Origin of the sequence: Bradyrhizobium sp. TM102, from assembly GCF_009176685.1 — a bacterium.
Taxonomy (GTDB): domain Bacteria; phylum Pseudomonadota; class Alphaproteobacteria; order Rhizobiales; family Xanthobacteraceae; genus Bradyrhizobium; species Bradyrhizobium ottawaense.
The window spans coordinates 3,625,966-3,642,073 of record NZ_AP021855.1; the positions used below are offsets into that span (position 1 = coordinate 3,625,966).

A 16,108-nucleotide genomic window follows, 5' to 3' on the forward strand; every position below is an offset into this window, starting at 1 on the left:
CTGGCGGCATTATTCTAGTCGTCGGAAGGCGCCGCCTCCTTGGCCGCCGACGATTTTTCGATCATGTCGAGCGCGGCCACCGCGGCCGCGTTGATGTGGTCGACGCAGCAACGCTCGGCGAGATCCGGATCGCCGTTCTGGATCGCACGCCAGATCGCGGTGACCTCGCGCAGACTCTTGTTGATCCGCTTCGGTTGCGACATCGAGGTGATCCGCAGCAGCTGGATGCGATCGTGCAGCGGCTTGAGCATGCGCTGGATAAACGCATTGCGGCAGCCGCCGATCAGCGCCGCGTAGAAATCGGTCTTGGCTTCGAGGCATCCGACGAGGTCTTGCTTGGCCGCGGCCGCCTTCAGCCGTGTCAGGGCGTCGCCGATCCGGCGTGCCACTTCGGGGTCGTGAAGCCTGGCGCATTCGCGGCCGGCGAATCCTTCGAGCACTGCGCGCGCCGCGTAGAGCTGCCGGGCCTCTTCGAGGCTGATCGTGGACACCACGGGGCCGCGGTGCGGAACCGTATTGACCAGCCCGTCGGCTTCGAGCGCACGCAGCGCTTCGCGGATCGAGGGGCGGCTGACGCCCATCATCTCGCAGAGCTCGCGCTCGACCAGGCGCTGGCCCGGCTTCAGCGTTCCCGACATGATCGCCTCACGCAGCTTCTGCGCCACCATCGCCCGGACGGTCGGGACGTCCTCGATGCGGAGTGTCGACTGCAATTCGTTGCGTCTTTCCATGTCCGGGTCCTGTTCGGGAAAACTCAGTACCGGTTTACAGGCAGAATCATCATTTCGGCAATTTGAACGTGGGCGGGCTGGTCGAGCGCGAAGACGATCGAGCGGGCGATATCGGCCGGATCGAGCGCCATCCTGAACTGGTCGAAATAGTCCTTTTCCTTCTGCTGATCGCCGCGGTAGCGGGTCAGGATGATGTTGGTCCGGGTCAGGCCGGGCTGCAGCTCGGTCACCCGGATCGCGGTTTCCGCCAGCTCGCCCCGGAGGGTCTCGGTGAACATGTGCACGCCCGCCTTGCTGGTGCTGTACGCCGCCATGTCGGGCACGATCCGCACCGCGTTGATGGAGCTGATGTTGACGATGTGGCCGGCGTTGCGCTGGACCATGCCGGGAAGGATCGCGCGCGTGACGCGCATCAGGCCGATCAGGTTGGTCTGGATGATGCTGGACCAGTCGTCCGCAGAACCGATGTCGAAGCGCGTCCGGCCGCCGATGTCGTGGCCGGCATTGTTGATGAGAACGTCGACCGGCTTGAAATGACCGGGAATGGCATCCGGCAGGCGATCGACGGCCGTTGCATCGCTGACGTCGAGCTGGATCGGAAACACCGCATCGCCCGCCGTCGCCGCCAGCTCTTCAAGCGCCTTGGCGTCGCGATCGACCAGCACGACGCGGCGGCCGCTATCCAGCAGTGCCTTGGTGATGGCGCGTCCCATGCCGCCGGCGGCACCCGTCAGCACCACGGTCTGGCCTGATTGTTCAGTCATCGCTGCACTCCCATTCCAGTTCTCATGCCACCGACCAGCCGCCGTCGATCGGCAGGCTGGCGCCGGTGATGTCGTTCGCGGCCGGACCGCAGAGGAAGACGACCATGGCGGCGACGGCGTCCATTTCGACGAAGCGCTGCGTCGGCTGGCGCTCGCCGAGATAGTCGCGCGTCACGTCCTCGACCGGACGATCGCTGCTCGATGCCATCGTCGCGATCTTGTTCAGGATCGCGGGCGTCGGCAGCGTGCCTGGGCAGAGCGTGTTGCAGGTGATGCCGCTGCGTGCCGTCTCGATGGCGACGGCGCGGGTCATGCCTGCAATCGCCGTCTTGGTGGTGACGTAGTCGATGCGGTCCTCGACCGCGCGGCTGGAATAGATCGAGCCCATGTTGACGATCCGGCCCCAGCCGCGATGCTTCATCGCAGGCAGCGCCAGGCGGATGAGGTGGAACGGCGCCGACAAATTGACGGCGAGGGCCTCATCCCAGCGCTCGGGCGGAAACTGTTCGATGGCAGAGAAATGCCGCACGACGGCGTTGTTGATGAGGATATCGATCGCGCCGCAGCGGTCGAGCAGGTCCGCCATCATGGCCTCGATCGCCTCGCGCCGGGACAGATCGGCGCCGGCGGCGATGACCTCGACGCCGAAGCGGGCGCGGAGGTCATCCGCGGCCTGCTTCGGCGTGTCGAGATCGTGAAGGACGATATTGGCGCCCGCGCCGGCAAGCCCTTCGGCGATGGCGAGGCCGAGGCCCGCGGTCGCGCCGGTCACGAGTGCCCATTTGCCCTTCATCGCAGTCACGCTCCGCTACGTCTTGTCGAGCTCGGCGAAGACTTCCTTCGCATTCCGGAACGCATCCACGCCGGCCGGCACGCCGCAATAGATCGCGACCTGCATGAAGACCTCGCGGATTTCCTCCTTGGTCGCGCCATTGGCGAGCGCGCCGCGGACATGGGTCTTCAGCTCATGAGGACGGTTGAGTGCGCAGAGCATCGCCAGATTGAGGAAGCTGCGCGTCTTTCGTGTGAGGCCCTCGCGGCCCCAGACGTAACCCCAGCAATATTCCGTGGTGAGGTCCTGCATCGGCCGGTTGAACTCGTCGGCGGATGCGATCGCCTTGTCGACGAATTCGTTGCCGAGCACGCTCTTGCGGATTTCGAGGCCGCGGTCGTAGGTCGCTTTGTCCATTGTGGTCTCCGTTTCTTGGTTTGGCGCCGTCAGCTCTCAGGTCAACTCTTGGGCCAGAACGGTTTTGCCAGCGCGAGTTCGGGCGGGAACACCGTCACCGGCACGCCGGCTTGCCACTGCACGATGGTCATGCCGGCGCCGACGCGGCGGCCCTTCTCGTCGAACTTGATCTCGCCCAGCGGGTAATATTTCGAGGGGCCGCCATCCATGGTGCGCAGCGCTTCGCCGATGGCGACGCGATCGGCCTTGCCGGCCTTCTCCAGCGCGTCCTTGATCACCCACATGTCGCCATAGGTGGAGATCGCGTTCTGCGTCATCCACGGCTCCTTGTAGCGCGTCTTCAACTCGGCGATCAGCGCCTCATGGCCCTTGGCGCCCCAACTGGCGACGCACGTCAACACGCCCTGGAGCAGTTCGGGGCTGACAGTCTGCAGCATGTCCGGCTCGGCGATCGCGATGCCGAACGAGATCGTCGGGATCTTGCCCTGGCCGAGGCCGAACTCGTTCATCTTCTCGAGCAGCAGTTTTGCATCCGAGATCACCGTCGGCAGGAAGAACAGCAGGTCGGGCTTGGCCGAACGGATCTTCTGCACCAGCGACGTCGCATCCGCCAGCGGCGGCGTGAACGTCTCGTCGACGATCAGCTGCAACTGGTTCTCCGCCAGCAGGCCCTCGCGCATTGCCTTGGCGGAGGCGATCGAGGCCCCCGTGTTGTCGGTGAGGATCGCGACCGTCTTCGGCCGCTTGCCGGAGGCCGTCTCCGCCAGCTTGATGAGCTGGGGCAACGCCTGCCGTGCCTGCGACCCCGCGGTGGCCGCGGTCTGGAACACGTATTTGAATCCGCGCTCGGTGATGAGATCCGAGTAGGAGAGGGTGAGCATCGGCAGGTTGGCGCGCTCGGTCACCTCGGTCACCGCGAGGGTGAACGAGGACAGATAGGCGCCGCTCGCCGCGACCAGATCGGTCTCCTGCGCCACCATGCGCTGCGCCGCGTTCTTGGCCTTCTCGGTGGTGTCGCCGGAATCGAGCACGACGAGCTTCAGCTTGGCGCCGCCGAGCGCCTTGACGCCGCCCTGCGCGTTGATGTGATCGATCGCCATCTCGGCGCCTTCGCGCATCACCGTGCCCGGACGGGCATAGAGCCCCGAGATCGGCACCAGCAGGCCGACCTTCACCTCCGACGGCTGCTGGGCCCAGGCACGGGATGCGATCAGCGTGCCGGAGGCGCCGGCCAGCAGGGTTCGCCGCGATATCGTGATCTTGCTTTTGGCAGTCATGACAGTCTCCTCCCCAGGATTTGCGCGACGCCTAGGATTTCTTCGGCCAGAACGGCTGCGCCTGCGCGAGCTCGGGCGGATAAACGGTGACAGGCACGCCCGATTGCCATTGCACGATGACGACGCCGGCGCCGACGCGGCGGCCCCTCTCGTCGAATTTGAGCTGGCCGCCCGGGTAATATTTCGACGGGCCGGCATCCATGGTGCGGAAGGCCTGCGCGACCGCGTTGCGGTCGGCCTTGCCGGCCTTCTCCAGCGCTTCCTTCATCAGCCACATGTCGCCATAGGTCGAGATGACGTTCTGGGTCATCCAGGGCTCCTTGTATTTGTCCTTGAGCTCCGCGATCAGCGCCTCGTGGCCCTTCGAGCCCCAATTGGCGACGATGGTCATGATGCCTTGCACCGTCTCCGGGCTCACGCTCTGCAGCATGTCGGGCTCGGCGATGGTGATGCTGAAGGACACGGTCGGGATCTTGCCCTGGCCGAGGCCGAACTCGCTGATCTTCTCGAGGCCGAGCTTGGCGTCCGACACTGCATTGGGCATGAACAGCAGCAGATCGGGCTTGGCCGAGCGAACTTTCTGGATCAGCGGCGTCGCATCCGATAGCGGCGGCGTCCAGACTTCCTCGACCACGAGCTGGAGGCCCTCCTGCGCGAACAGCTTTTCCTTCAGCGCCTTGGCGGTGGCCACCGACGTCGCGGTGTTGTCCATCAGCATCGCCACGGTCTTCGGCTTCTTGCCCGAGGCATTCTCGGCGAGCTTCATCAGCGTCGGCAGGCCGAGCTCTGACTGGCGGCTCGCGGTCGCGGCGGTCTGGAAGATATATTTGAAGCCGCGGTCGGTCAGCAGGTCCGAATAGGACAGCGTCAGCACCGGCAGCTCGGCGCGCTCGGTCACCTCGGTGACGGCCAACGTGAAGGAGGACAGATAGGAGCCGGTGGCCGCGACCAGATCAGGCTCCTGCGCCACCATGCGCTGCGCCGCGTTCTTGGCTTTCTCGGTGGTGTCACCGCAGTCGATCACGACCAGCTTCAGCTTGGCGCCGCCGAGCGCCTTGATGCCGCCCTGCGCGTTGATGTGTTCGATGCCCATCTCGGCGCCCATCTTCATCACCTGGCCGGGGCGGGTGTAGATGCCCGACAGTGGCACGATCAGTCCGACCTTGATCTCGCCAGGTGCCTGCGCGCGCGCAACGCCGGCGAGGCCGACGGCGGCGGCGCCGGAGAGCACGGTGCGGCGACTCAGTCCTTTTGAAGTCTTGTTCATTTTGTTTCTCCCTGATCTTTGTTTTTTGTGTTGGTCACATGCCGAGATAGGCTTTGCGCACGCGGTCGTCGGCGCGCAGCGTGGCGTTGTTGCCTTCGAGCACGACATGTCCGGCTTCGAGGACATAGCCGTGGTCGGCGGATTCCAGCGCTTCCGCGACGCGCTGCTCGACCAGCAGCATGGTCAGCCCGGACTGGCGGCGGATCTCGATCAGCCGCTCGAAGATGAAGTCCGCGGTCGAGGGCGCGAGCCCCATCGAGGGCTCGTCCAGCATCAGAAGCTTCGGGGAGGAGGCGAGGCCGCGGCCGATCGCGAGCATCTGCTGCTGGCCGCCGGACATCGTGCCCGCGAATTGATCGCGGCGCTCCTTCAGCACCGGCAGCCATTCGAAGATGCGCTCGATATTGGCTTGCCAGTCGCGGCGGCCGCTTTCGGTCATCGCGCCCATTTCCAGATTCTCCATCACGGTCAGGGACGGGAAGACCTGGCGTCCCTCCGGGACGTGGGCGATGCCGAGATGGGCGCGCTGCGGCGGCGGCACCGCGAGCAGGTCGACGCCGTCGAACGTGATCGCGCCGCCGCTGGGCTTGACGATGCCGGAGATCGTCTTGAACAGCGTGGTCTTGCCGGCGCCGTTGGGTCCGACGATCGCGACGAACTGGCCCGCGCCGACATTGATCGAGACGTCGTTCAGGACGGGCTTGGCCGAATAGCCCGCGCTCAATCCCTCAATTCGCAGCATGGCCCACCCATTTCTTGCCGAGATAGGCCTCGATCACGCGGTTGTCGCGCGTCACCACTTCCGGCAGGCCTTCGGTGATGACGGCGCCGTGGTCGAGCACGAGGAATCTGTCGACCAGCCGGACCATCGCCTGCATGGTGTGCTCGATGATGGCGATGGTGATGCCGTCGCGCGCGAGCTGCTGGATCACGGCCACGACTTCGTCCGCCTCGCCGTGGCCGAGGCCCGCGAGCGTCTCGTCGAGCAGCAGGATGCGCGGCTGGCCGGCGATCGCGCGGGCCAGCTCCATCAGCCGCAGTTCCTTGGTCGAGAGCTCGCCGGCGACACGGTCAGCCACCGCAGACAGCCCGACGCGGGCGACGGCGTCGGCGGCCATCTTGCGGGCTTCATCGTCGGTGCGGGCGCGCACATAGGCCCCGACCACGACGTTGTCGAGGATCGACATGCGCAGGAACGGCCGCATCACCTGGAAGGTGCGGCCGATGCCGGCCTCGCAGATCACGTGCGGCCGCTGGCCCGACATGTTGCGGCCGTCGATCAGCACCTCGCCTTGGCTGGGCTTGAGGAAGCCGTTGAGGAGATTGAACAGCGTGGTCTTGCCGGCGCCGTTGGGGCCGATGATGCCGAGGATCTCGTTCTTGTGCAGCTTGAAGTTGACATCTTGCACCGCCTTCAGGCCGCCAAAGGAGCGCGAGAGGTTCTTCACTTCGAGGACGACCTCGCCGGTGGCGGCACGCTGCCGGGAGGCGGGCTTCAGGGCCGTCACGTTGGCAGCTGCTGCTTCCGCGGTATCACTGACCGCCGCCTTGGATGCGGTGCGCTTGCGCAGGAGGTCGCGCAGCTTCCAGAACAGGCCTTCCGGCGCCAGCAGGATGACGCAGACGATGGCAATGCCGAAGATGACGCCCTGAATGCCGGGGATGCGCGCGCCGGCTTCGGCGTGCAGGATCTCGGCGAGCGGGATCAGGATCACCGAGCCGATCACCGGGCCCCAGACCGTGCCGACGCCGCCGAACATCGCGACCGTCAGCGCCTGCGCCGACACCAGCATGCCGAACACCGATGCCGGGGTCACGACCAGCAGCACCTGCGCGTAAAACCCGCCGATGGCGGCGGCGATCGCCCCGCTCAGCGTGATCGCGCGCAGCTTCCAGGCGAGCGTATTGATACCGGCCGCCTCGGCCGCAGCCTCGTTTTGCTTGATCGCGAGCAGCGCCATGCCGAAGCGCGATCGCTCGATCACCTGCGTCAGCACGATGGTGGCGAGCATGAGCGCCAGCCCCAGCAGCGTGTAGAGGTGCGGATCGGCGAATTGCATATAGGCGATCGGCGCCTCGCGCTTGATCGGAAGCGTCACCTCCTGGAAGCCGAGCCACTCGAACACGTAGAGAATGGCGAGCGGATAGGCGAGCATGGCCAGCGCGAAGTAGTGGCCTTGCAGCCGGAAGGTCGGAAAGCCGATCAGGAGGCCGGCGATACCGCCGAGCATGGCGGCGACCGGAATCAGCAGCCAGGGCGAGATGTCGAAATAGATCTGCCCGAGCGCGGTCGCGTAGGCGCCGATCCCGAAGAAGGCGGCGTGGCCGAACGAGATCAGGCCGGTGTAGCCGCTGAGCAGATTCCACGACAGCCCGAACACCGCCCACACCGGCACCAGCGTCAGGATCAGCTGGTAGTAGGAGTTGGTGACGCCGAGCGACACGACCGCATAGGCGAGCGTGAAGAGCAGGGGAGGCAGAAAGGAACGCATCCGGAGCATGGTCACGTCCTCTCCACCATGCGCCCGAAGAAGCCTTGCGGGCGGAAGAAGATGATGAGGAGGAAGACGGCGAAGATTGCCGCGTTCTGCAACTGCGTCGGCAGGATCAGCGTCGACATCTGCTGCACGAGGCCGATCGTCATGCCGCCCCAGAAGGCGCCGATGATGCTGCCCATGCCGCCGAGCACGACGCCGGCATACATGACGATGACGTACTCGAGACCGACGAAGGGGTGGAACGGGTAGTTGGTGGCGAGCAGGCCGCCGGCAATCGCGGTGATGCCGCAGCCGAGTGCGAAGGCGGTGCGATGCGCGCGGTCGACGTCGATGCCCATATAGGTCGCAGCCGTCGGATTGTCCGCAGCGGCGCGGAGCGACTTGCCGATCCGGGTGCGCGTGATCAGCAGCGAGAGCAGGATCATGATCGCCAGCGAGACGATCATATCGATGCTGCGGGCCTTGTTGAGGAAGATGCTCATGTCGAAGAAGGGCCCGAGCTCCCACGCCGAGCTCGACAGCGGCGTGCGGATCGAGGCCAGCACCGAGCCGAACACGATGAGGCCGCCGTTCTGCAGGATCAGCGCGATGCCGAGCGTGAGGATGAGCTGGGCGTAATGGCCTTCGCCTTCGAGCGAGGCAGTACGTGTCCCGGAAACGTGCGAAATCAAAGCCAGATGCACGAAATAGCCGAACACGGCGAGCACCGGCCCGGCCAGCAGGATGGCGACGAACGGCCCCACGGCATTGCCGAACAGCGTCTGGATGCCGGCGGCGGTGAAGAGATAGAAGGCGGTGTACATGCCGAGCATCATGAAATCGCCATGGGCGAAGTTGATGACGCGCATGACGCCGAAGATCAGGCCGAGCCCGACGCACATCAGGCCGTAGACGGCGCCGATCAAAAGCCCCGCGGCGAGCGCTTGCAGAAAGCCTTCCATCAGCCTGGCCTCCGAGTATCGGCTTGCCGGCAGCCATGCGCCGATGGCATTACTAAGCTGGTCTCGAAATCGACCATGTTTCCCCCGTACTCTCCGGCACTTCTCATGATGCCGGTCGTAAAGCCCGTTCCGTTGCATTCAGGCGGCACTGCGCGGCGATGTCGCCTGCATTGCCGAGCTGCTCGCAATCGTCGATGAGTTGCTCGAGCCGCCGCACGCGATCCTCGCCGAGGCCTCCGGCTGCCGAGCTGCGAAAGCGTGCGCGAATATCTGCAGGTGTTGCGGCGATGACGTCGGGCAGAGCGTGCCGGATGGTCCGGCCGCCGCGCAGCTGCACGGACACTTCCGCACCCTGCTTGCCGGGGAAGGCGGCGGTGAAGGCGGGATCTGTCGTGAGATCGGTGACCGAGATCAGGCGGATGATGTCGGCATCATCGAGCTCGGCGTAGTTCTCTTCCTCGATCTCGCCCCGCGCCAGCGTCGCCGCGACGCTGAAGGGAATGCTCATCTTGGCCTGGAGCGCGTTGCGGTAGGGACCCGTGGAATCGCAGCCGGGATAGCGAACCGCAGCGTCGGGCGCGCGGATGACGACGTGGTCGATCTCGTCGACGCTGGCGAGCTCGTGCGAGACGCGCAGCGCGGCCTGTGCCGCTGTCTGCGCGAAATTGCAGGCGGGAACCGGCTTGTTGTAGACGGCCATGATCTCGCACTCGCCATTGGGGAAGAGCGCGATGCTCTCCGGCGCGGGCTGGCGGCGATAGGCGGCGAACAGGCCGGCTTCACCCTCCAGTATGGTTTCCGAGCCGAAGGCGCCGGCCGCGGCAAGGCCAATTGCCCTGATCGCATTGCCGGCGGCAAAGCCGGGATGGAAATACATGTCGGAGCCGCCGGCATGCGGCCACTCGTTGAGACCGCTGGAGGTATTGGCCGCGATCGCGATGGCGCTGGTCGCCTGGGCCTCGGAGAGGCCGAGCGCGAAACTTCCCGCGAGCGCTGCGCCCAGAGGGGACACGAGGCCCGTCGGGCGATAGAGGCGTGCGAGGTCCGAGGTCAGCAGCGCGCGGCCGATCCGCGCGCCGGTCTCATAGCCGATGATGGCGGCCGCGAGCAGCCTGTCCCCGCGCAGCGGCGTCTGTTCCGACAGGGCGAGCAGGGCCGGCCAGATCACCACGCCGTGGTGCGCGATGCTGGCCGCATGCATGTCTTCCCGCACGAGGCCGTGCCCCATGACGGCATTGGCGAAGGCTGCGTCGGCCGGCGAGGAGAGCTGCGACGTCCCGATGATCGTCGCGCTGCCGCCGGCCTGCGCAATCGCAACCGCCTGGCGGCTCCAGGGATGATGGCCGGCCTCGAAGGCGCAGGACAGGAAGTCGAGCAGGCAGAGCTTTGCCTTGGCAATGACGTCCTGCCCGAAATAGCCAATATCCAGCGCAAGCACGCTCCGCGCCATCTGACGCGCGAGCGGGACCTTGCCTGATACGGTCGGACCGATCGTCATCGCGGGTCGCTCTCCCTGGCTTGCGCGATCAGCCGCGCATCTCGACCCCGGCCCATTCTTCGAGCACCTTGGCGATCGAGGTGAAGTCGGATGAGGCGCCGAATTTGGCGTTGGTGATCGCGAGCATCTGCCGCACCACCGCGCCGCAGACCATCGGCACGCCCATGGCCTCGGCCTCGTCCACGCAGAGACGAACGTCCTTGTAGGAAAGGCCGGTGGCGAAGCCGAAATCGAAGGTGCCGGGCAGCACCGCGCGGGGGAATTTGTCTTCGGAGGCGCTGTTGCGGCCGCTGCTGGCGTTGATGATGTCGATCAGCACCTTGGCGTTGACGCCGCCCTTGACGCCCATCGCGACGGCTTCCGAGGTGATCACGAGCGCTGCGGCCGCCATCAGGTTGTTGGCGAGCTTGGCCGTCTGCGCCACGCCGGGCTTGTCGCCGGTGTAGAACAGCTTGCCAAAGTTCTTCAGGATCGGCTGCACGATGTCGTAAGTCGCCTGCGGGCACGAGACCATCACCGCGAGCGTGCCGTTGACGGCGCCCTTGATGCCCCCGCTCACGGGCGCATCGACCAGGGTCATCCCCTTGGCCTTCAAGCCTTCCGCAACGAGCTTCGCAGCGCCTGGACCCGACGTCGAGAGATCGATGACGATCTTCGCACGGTTGCCGCTGCCGATGCCGTCCTGGCCGAGCGCAACGGCCTTGACGATGTCGGGCGTCGGCAGGCTGGCGAGCACGATGTCGGAGCGTGAAGCGACGTCGGCCGGCGAGCTGGCGAGGAGCGCGCCGCGCTTGACCAGCGGCTGAGTCGCCTCGGCCTGCGTGTCATAGACGACGAGCGAATAGCCCGCGTCCATCAATCGTCCCGCCATCGGACCGCCCATGCGGCCCGTGCCGATTACGCCGAGAATCTCTCCCGCCATCGTCTGCTCCCTGTCGCGCGATCCCGTGACGGGCGCGCCTTCTTGATCTCGTTGGTCGATCGTCATCGCCGGCCGGCCGTCTCGGCCGCCGTCGTCGTGGCAGCGGGGTCCCGCGCCAACGGGCCGGATTGTTATGATTGTCAGACAAGCTGTCAAGCATAACATTTGGGGTCGACAGTTTGCCGCGGATCGGCATAAGGTTCGAACAAAACGAGGAAGACGCCCCGCGTGCCGCCAGTCCCAATTCCGAGTGTGAGCAAGACGCTCGCCGATTTCGTCGCTGCCTCGTCATGGACGGACGTCGAGGCGCAGAGCCTTGAGGCGCGGCGATCGATTCTCAATTTCTTCGCGACGGCGCTCGGCTCCGCGCGCGATCCTGTCGTGATCGCGGCGATGCGCACGCTGTCGCCGTTCACCGGGGCCGCGACATCGACGGTCATCGGTCACTCGCAGCCGATGGATGCGTTGTGTGCATCATTTCTCAATGCCATCTCGGCCAATCTGCTCGACTTCGACGACACCCATCCCGAGACAATCATTCATCCGGCCGCGCCGGTTGCCGCGCCGATATTGGCGCTTTCGGAGATGCGCAAACTGTCGGGGCGGGATGTCTTGACCGCGTTTATTCTCGGCGTGGATGTGGAGTGCCGCATCGGCAATGCAGTCTCGCCGCGCCACTACGCGCGCGGCTGGCACATCACCTCGACCTGCGGGATTTTTGGCGCGGCGGCGGCGTGCGCGAAACTATTGGGCCTGCCCGCTGCGGGAATCGCAAACGCGATCGGGCTTGCGGCCAGCCAGTCGGCGGGCAATGTCGAGAACCTGCCCAGTGCCGCCAAGAATGTCAGCGTGGGCAATGCGGCTCGGAACGGATTGTTCGCGGCACTGCTGGCGCAGCAGGGCTACGAGGCATCGCCCCGCGCCATCGAGGGTCCGCTGGGCTGGGCGCGCACCATGGGTGACGAGCCCGATATTGCTCGCCTGCTCGACGGTCTCGGCAAGACCTGGGAGATTGCGAAGAACACCTACAAGCCGTATCCCGCCGGCATTGTCTTTCACGCGGTGATCGACGCCTGCCTCTCATTGCGCCAGCGCATCGGCGGGCGGGTCGACCAGATCGAGCTGGTGACGGTGCAGGGCTCGGCGCTGCTGCTGGCGCGCGGCGATCGCCCGGTCAATAACGAGCGCGATGCGCGCGTCAGCATCCATCATTGCGTGGCTTGCGGATTATTGCTCGGCACGGCCGGGGTCGCCGAATTCACGCATGAGACGGTGGTCCGGCCCGACATCGCGCAGCTGCGGCAGAAGGTGAGGGCGGTGCTCGATGGCGCGATGCCGGATGGCGCCGCACGCGTGACGTTGCGCCTGTCGTCCGGTGAGGTCCTCACCGAGACCGTGATCGCGCCGCGTGGCAGTCTCGCCGCGCCGCTCACAGATCGCGACCTCGAGGCCAAGCTGCGCGAGGCCATGCGGACAGGTCGAAGCGATTGGGATGCGGACCGCGTCATCGACGCAATCTGGCGGCTCGATTCGGTCGACGACGTCGGCAATCTCCTGCAATCGCTGCGACCGGCATCGCGCTAATCAACTTCCAACTCAACTCTCTCAAGACCTGAAAGGGACGATCATGAGCAAGACCGAACTGTTCGAAAAGGGCCTCAAAGTTCGTAAAGAGGTGCTCGGCGAGGACTACGTCAACAAGTCGATTGCCGGGGCCGACGAGTTCACGCGCACCATGGCGGAATGGTCGACCGAATTCTGCTGGGGTGCCCTGTGGACGCGGCCCGGCGTCGACCGGCGCACGCGCTCGATCGTCAATCTGGCGATGCTCGGCGCACTGAACCGGCCGCACGAGCTGAAGCTGCACGTCAAGGGCGCCCTGAAGAACGGGCTGACCAAGGAGGAGATCAAGGAGATCCTGCTCCAGGTCGCGGTCTATTGCGGCGTTCCCGCCGGCATCGACGCCTTCCGCAATGCGCGCGAGGCCTTCAACGAGGTCGACGCGGCGGGTTCCTGAGCAACTCCCATGGCAGACCCGGACTACGAGCTGTTTGCGATCCGCTACGCGACACGGGATGCGCAGCGGAGCGAGCACTTCATCGGCGGCGATCCGCATGACGGACCGATGCCGATGGACTATTTCGTGTGGCTGGCGCGGGGAGGCGGGCGCAGCTTCGTCATCGACACCGGCTTCAACGCGGAAGTGGCCAGGCAGCGCCGGCGGAATTTCCTGCGTTGCCCGGTCGAGACGCTTGCCGCGTTCGATATCGACCCTGCCGACGTCGGGGATGTGATCCTCACGCATCTGCACTACGACCATGTCGGTAATTTCGACCGGTTTCCGAACGCGCGATTTCATCTGCAGGAGCGCGAGCTCGCCTATGCCACCGGTCGCTATATGCAATATCCGAGATTGTCGCATTCGTTCGAGGTCGAGGACGTCTGCGGGATCGTGCGGCTGAATTACGCGCGCCGGGTGCTGTTCTACGACGGCGACGCCGAGATTGCGCCCGGGCTGACGGTCCATGCGGCGGGCGGCCACTCCGCAGGCCTTCAATTCGTCCGCGTCAACACACGCCGCGGCCCTGTCGTGCTCGCCTCCGACGTCAGTCATTTCTACGAGAACATGACCAGCGAGCGTCCGTTCACGACGGCGTTTCATGTCGGCGACATGCTTGTCGGCTTCGACAAGCTGCGCGCCGCGGCGCCTGACGCGGACCACATCGTCCCCGGCCATGATCCGCTCGTCATGAAGCTCTACCCGGCGCCAGGCCCGGAGCTGAATGGGATCGCGGTTCGCCTCGACGTGGCGCCGGCCGCAACGCCGGCGTAACCGCGCGTCGCGGGTTCCAAGTCTGCCTCTGCACCGCGGCGGTTCGGAACCAAAGCCTTCGCCTTCGCATTCGCAATGGATCGCCGAATGCGCTTGATGGTGGAGGACGATGAGGGACAGCACGTCGGAAGTGGCCGAGATCAGGGAGGCCGTTCACCTCTGCATCGACATGCAGAACATTTTCGCCCCCGGCGGTCTGTGGGCGACGCCGTGGATGGAGCGTGTTCTGCCGACGATCGCCTCGATCGTTGCGCGCCACCAGGCCAGAACCATCTTCACGCGCTTCATCACGCCGCAGGATCCGGAAGATCGCCCGGGCCAGTGGCGGAGCTATTTTCATCGCTGGAGCCAGGCCACGCGCAAGCATCTGCCGCCATCCGCGCTCGAGCTCGTGCCCGCGCTGAGCAAGTTCGTTCCGCCGGCTGCAATGATCGACAAGCCGGCCTATTCCGCATTCAGCAATCCCGCCCTCGCAGGCCGGCTGATCGACAAGAACGTCGGCACGGTCGTGATCTCGGGCGCCGAGACCGACGTCTGCGTGCTCTCGACGGTCCTGAGCGCTGTCGATCTCGGCTTCAGGGTCGTGATCGTCGAGGACGCCTTGTGCAGCTCGTCCGACGTCGGGCACGACGCGCTCATGACGATGTACCGCACCCGCTTTCACGGCCAGGTCGACCTGGTGACAACGGAAGAACTGGCCGAGTTCTGGCGGGAGTAGGGGGCGATCCGCTCAATTGACGTTGTCGGCGAGCATGTTGCGGACGGCCGTGGCGACGGCCGAAATGCCGCTCGCATCGTGCATCAGCGCCATCTCGCCCTGCTGGGCGTGGCGAATGGCATGCGCCATAACGCGCAGCCGTGGGTCTCCGCCACTGCGCCACATCCGGTCGGCCATCCTGGCCGCGCCCATGTGATGCTTGCTCATGCTCTCGACGAACACCGCGTCGAACCGGTCCGCCGGCGCGGCCTTGACCTGTCGCATCTCGGCCTGAGCCAGGAAGCCCGGCATGGCGGCACGCTCTTCGGTGCTGCAGTCGGGCATCTCCGTGTCGAACCAGCTCAGCCACCAGTTCTCGAAAATCCTGATCTCGCCGGCCTGGCTCGCGACCATCAGCATCGCGAGCTTGCGCAGATGCGGGCCCTGGGCGCGCTCCACGGCGATCCGGGCCAGCTCGATACCCTGGGCATGATGCGCCGTCATGTGACGGATATAGGTCTGGTCCGCATCCCTGTCGCGGCCCATCCAGGGCGGCTCGTAGCCGTGGCTGCCGAACAACGCGATCGCGCCGAGCAGCGCCACCACGACCAGCGCGCCGGTGATCCAGGCGTTGGTGAAACGGATGTCGCGCTCGGCTGCAGCGCCGCGCCTCCAGCGCAACCGGGCGAACAGAGGATACATCAGGGCCGAGGTGCCATGAACGAGCAGACCGATCCAATAGGGCTGCTGCAGCGTGAACAGCGGCTGCCAGAACGGAAACAGCGGCACCAGCACGAACCACTCCGTGGCTGACGAGAACGCGGCCCAGGGCAGCGCGAGCAGCAGGATGGTCGCCGGCCGCAAGTCGGCGGTCCAGCGTCGGAGCACACCGAAGAACACCAGCGCCCAGGAAAAATCCGCCCATTGATGAAAGGCGATTCCGGTCAGGATCGCGCTCCATGACGGCTCTGCGCTGATCGCCCAGTCGCGCGCGGGAATGGCAGCGACCGTCATCCAGTCGACCGCGGCATCGCGGCCGATCCGGGCGGCGAAGAGCTGGCTGACGATGGTCGAGAAGGTGCTGCTGATCAGGCCGAGCGCGACGGCGGCAATCCAGCGCGAACGTCGTCGTCGCCCCTTGACCCGCGACAGGCCTTCGTCGGTGCGCCGCACTGCATTGGCAGCGGGTTGAGCTTGCTCGGCCTGTCCTGTTCGTCACGGCCGCGCTCGGCCTCGGCCTTGCCGGCGTCGTGCAGATCCTGGTCGCCGATGATCTCGCCGACGGCTTGTCTGGTCTTGCCGACGATGCGTTGCTGGAGTGCCTTCGTCTTGCCCATGGCTTGTCTCCGAGGTGACATGCCTCCAGACCCACGCCGCTAACCCCGGCGCCTGAAGGGGCGGTGAGCGCCGGGGTCGCGGTTTCGTGCAGTCTGCCTCCGGCAGGGGGGACGTCGGAGGCGTTGATCAGACTCTCTGGCTCGCGGATGGTTC

At 65.8% G+C, this 16,108-nt stretch carries 17 protein-coding genes; 4 read left to right on the forward strand and 13 right to left on the reverse strand.

Annotated elements, in window-relative coordinates:
• Positions 1 to 14: 14 nt before the first annotated feature.
• The 11 genes from GDN70_RS17295 to GDN70_RS17345 all read right to left on the reverse strand — a co-directional run bounded on the left by GDN70_RS17295 (position 15) and on the right by GDN70_RS17345 (position 11,087).
• Positions 15 to 731 carry a GntR family transcriptional regulator gene (locus GDN70_RS17295; RefSeq protein ID WP_038949975.1) on the reverse strand — a complete coding sequence of 239 codons (717 nt, stop codon included), beginning with the start codon at positions 729 to 731 and terminating at the stop codon, positions 15 to 17.
• A 23-nt stretch (positions 732 to 754) separates the two neighbouring features.
• Positions 755 to 1,495, reverse strand: a complete 741-nt coding sequence (locus tag GDN70_RS17300; RefSeq protein WP_038949974.1) for an SDR family oxidoreductase — start codon at positions 1,493 to 1,495, stop codon at positions 755 to 757.
• A 22-nt stretch (positions 1,496 to 1,517) separates the two neighbouring features.
• Positions 1,518 to 2,288, reverse strand: a complete 771-nt coding sequence (locus tag GDN70_RS17305; protein ID WP_038949973.1) for an SDR family oxidoreductase — start codon at positions 2,286 to 2,288, stop codon at positions 1,518 to 1,520.
• Positions 2,289 to 2,303: 15 nt separating this feature from the next.
• On the reverse strand, positions 2,304 to 2,684 hold the full coding sequence (locus tag GDN70_RS17310; protein WP_028140570.1) for a carboxymuconolactone decarboxylase family protein: 381 nt from the start codon (positions 2,682 to 2,684) through the stop codon (positions 2,304 to 2,306).
• 41 nt (positions 2,685 to 2,725) lie between these two features.
• Positions 2,726 to 3,961, reverse strand: coding sequence for an ABC transporter substrate-binding protein (locus GDN70_RS17315; protein WP_152102820.1), 1,236 nt, complete (start codon positions 3,959 to 3,961; stop codon positions 2,726 to 2,728).
• Positions 3,962 to 3,992: 31 nt separating this feature from the next.
• Entirely contained in the window at positions 3,993 to 5,228 is a 1,236-nt protein-coding gene (locus tag GDN70_RS17320) for an ABC transporter substrate-binding protein (protein WP_152102821.1), read from the reverse strand.
• Between the two features lie 34 nt (positions 5,229 to 5,262).
• Entirely contained in the window at positions 5,263 to 5,970 is a 708-nt protein-coding gene (locus tag GDN70_RS17325) for an ABC transporter ATP-binding protein (protein ID WP_028140567.1), read from the reverse strand.
• A complete protein-coding gene (locus GDN70_RS17330; RefSeq protein WP_173015950.1) occupies positions 5,957 to 7,729 on the reverse strand; it encodes an ATP-binding cassette domain-containing protein in 1,773 nt (590 codons plus the stop codon). Before GDN70_RS17330 ends, GDN70_RS17325 begins: the two co-directional genes overlap by 14 nt.
• Positions 7,730 to 7,731: 2 nt before the next feature.
• Complete coding sequence (locus GDN70_RS17335; RefSeq protein ID WP_028140565.1) at positions 7,732 to 8,667, reverse strand: branched-chain amino acid ABC transporter permease; 936 nt, start codon at positions 8,665 to 8,667, stop codon at positions 7,732 to 7,734.
• 103 nt (positions 8,668 to 8,770) lie between these two features.
• Positions 8,771 to 10,165: an MmgE/PrpD family protein gene (locus GDN70_RS17340; protein ID WP_152102823.1), complete on the reverse strand. Its 1,395-nt coding sequence runs from the start codon at positions 10,163 to 10,165 to the stop codon at positions 8,771 to 8,773.
• Positions 10,166 to 10,193: 28 nt separating this feature from the next.
• Positions 10,194 to 11,087, reverse strand: coding sequence for an NAD(P)-dependent oxidoreductase (locus GDN70_RS17345; RefSeq protein ID WP_038972892.1), 894 nt, complete (start codon positions 11,085 to 11,087; stop codon positions 10,194 to 10,196).
• Positions 11,088 to 11,339: 252 nt separating this feature from the next.
• Between GDN70_RS17345 and GDN70_RS17350 the strand changes: the two genes are divergently transcribed.
• From GDN70_RS17350 to GDN70_RS17365, 4 genes are all read left to right on the forward strand, one after another.
• Positions 11,340 to 12,671, forward strand: a complete 1,332-nt coding sequence (locus GDN70_RS17350) for an MmgE/PrpD family protein (RefSeq protein WP_244625893.1) — start codon at positions 11,340 to 11,342, stop codon at positions 12,669 to 12,671.
• Between the two features lie 43 nt (positions 12,672 to 12,714).
• Positions 12,715 to 13,104, forward strand: coding sequence for a carboxymuconolactone decarboxylase family protein (locus GDN70_RS17355; RefSeq protein WP_008557256.1), 390 nt, complete (start codon positions 12,715 to 12,717; stop codon positions 13,102 to 13,104).
• Positions 13,105 to 13,113: 9 nt separating this feature from the next.
• A complete protein-coding gene (locus GDN70_RS17360) occupies positions 13,114 to 13,920 on the forward strand; it encodes an N-acyl homoserine lactonase family protein (protein WP_152102824.1) in 807 nt (268 codons plus the stop codon).
• 109 nt (positions 13,921 to 14,029) lie between these two features.
• Positions 14,030 to 14,638 (forward strand): cysteine hydrolase family protein, encoded by a 609-nt coding sequence (locus GDN70_RS17365; RefSeq protein ID WP_152102825.1) that lies wholly within the window; start codon positions 14,030 to 14,032, stop codon positions 14,636 to 14,638.
• 12 nt (positions 14,639 to 14,650) lie between these two features.
• Here GDN70_RS17365 and GDN70_RS17370 read toward each other — a convergent pair whose 3' ends face one another.
• Positions 14,651 to 15,790: a DUF305 domain-containing protein gene (locus GDN70_RS17370; RefSeq protein WP_152102826.1), complete on the reverse strand. Its 1,140-nt coding sequence runs from the start codon at positions 15,788 to 15,790 to the stop codon at positions 14,651 to 14,653.
• The gene (locus tag GDN70_RS35520; protein ID WP_244625894.1) at positions 15,706 to 15,954 is read right to left on the reverse strand and encodes a hypothetical protein; all 249 of its coding nucleotides are present in this window, start codon (positions 15,952 to 15,954) and stop codon (positions 15,706 to 15,708) included. Before GDN70_RS35520 ends, GDN70_RS17370 begins: the two co-directional genes overlap by 85 nt.
• Positions 15,955 to 16,108: the final 154 nt, after the last annotated feature.

Coding starts and splice junctions, on each gene's coding strand:
- GDN70_RS17305 (WP_038949973.1), bottom strand. CDS start 2,288: ATGAAGGGCAAATGGGCACTCGTGACCGGCGCGACCGCGGGCCTCGGC.
- GDN70_RS17340 (WP_152102823.1), bottom strand. CDS start 10,165: ATGACGATCGGTCCGACCGTATCAGGCAAGGTCCCGCTCGCGCGTCAG.
- GDN70_RS17330 (WP_173015950.1), bottom strand. CDS start 7,729: ATGCTCCGGATGCGTTCCTTTCTGCCTCCCCTGCTCTTCACGCTCGCC.
- GDN70_RS17315 (WP_152102820.1), bottom strand. CDS start 3,961: ATGACTGCCAAAAGCAAGATCACGATATCGCGGCGAACCCTGCTGGCC.
- GDN70_RS17335 (WP_028140565.1), bottom strand. CDS start 8,667: ATGGAAGGCTTTCTGCAAGCGCTCGCCGCGGGGCTTTTGATCGGCGCC.
- GDN70_RS17295 (WP_038949975.1), bottom strand. CDS start 731: ATGGAAAGACGCAACGAATTGCAGTCGACACTCCGCATCGAGGACGTC.
- GDN70_RS17325 (WP_028140567.1), bottom strand. CDS start 5,970: ATGCTGCGAATTGAGGGATTGAGCGCGGGCTATTCGGCCAAGCCCGTC.
- GDN70_RS17320 (WP_152102821.1), bottom strand. CDS start 5,228: ATGAACAAGACTTCAAAAGGACTGAGTCGCCGCACCGTGCTCTCCGGC.
- GDN70_RS17345 (WP_038972892.1), bottom strand. CDS start 11,087: ATGGCGGGAGAGATTCTCGGCGTAATCGGCACGGGCCGCATGGGCGGT.
- GDN70_RS35520 (WP_244625894.1), bottom strand. CDS start 15,954: ATGGGCAAGACGAAGGCACTCCAGCAACGCATCGTCGGCAAGACCAGA.
- GDN70_RS17310 (WP_028140570.1), bottom strand. CDS start 2,684: ATGGACAAAGCGACCTACGACCGCGGCCTCGAAATCCGCAAGAGCGTG.
- GDN70_RS17365 (WP_152102825.1), top strand. CDS start 14,030: ATGAGGGACAGCACGTCGGAAGTGGCCGAGATCAGGGAGGCCGTTCAC.
- GDN70_RS17360 (WP_152102824.1), top strand. CDS start 13,114: ATGGCAGACCCGGACTACGAGCTGTTTGCGATCCGCTACGCGACACGG.
- GDN70_RS17300 (WP_038949974.1), bottom strand. CDS start 1,495: ATGACTGAACAATCAGGCCAGACCGTGGTGCTGACGGGTGCCGCCGGC.
- GDN70_RS17355 (WP_008557256.1), top strand. CDS start 12,715: ATGAGCAAGACCGAACTGTTCGAAAAGGGCCTCAAAGTTCGTAAAGAG.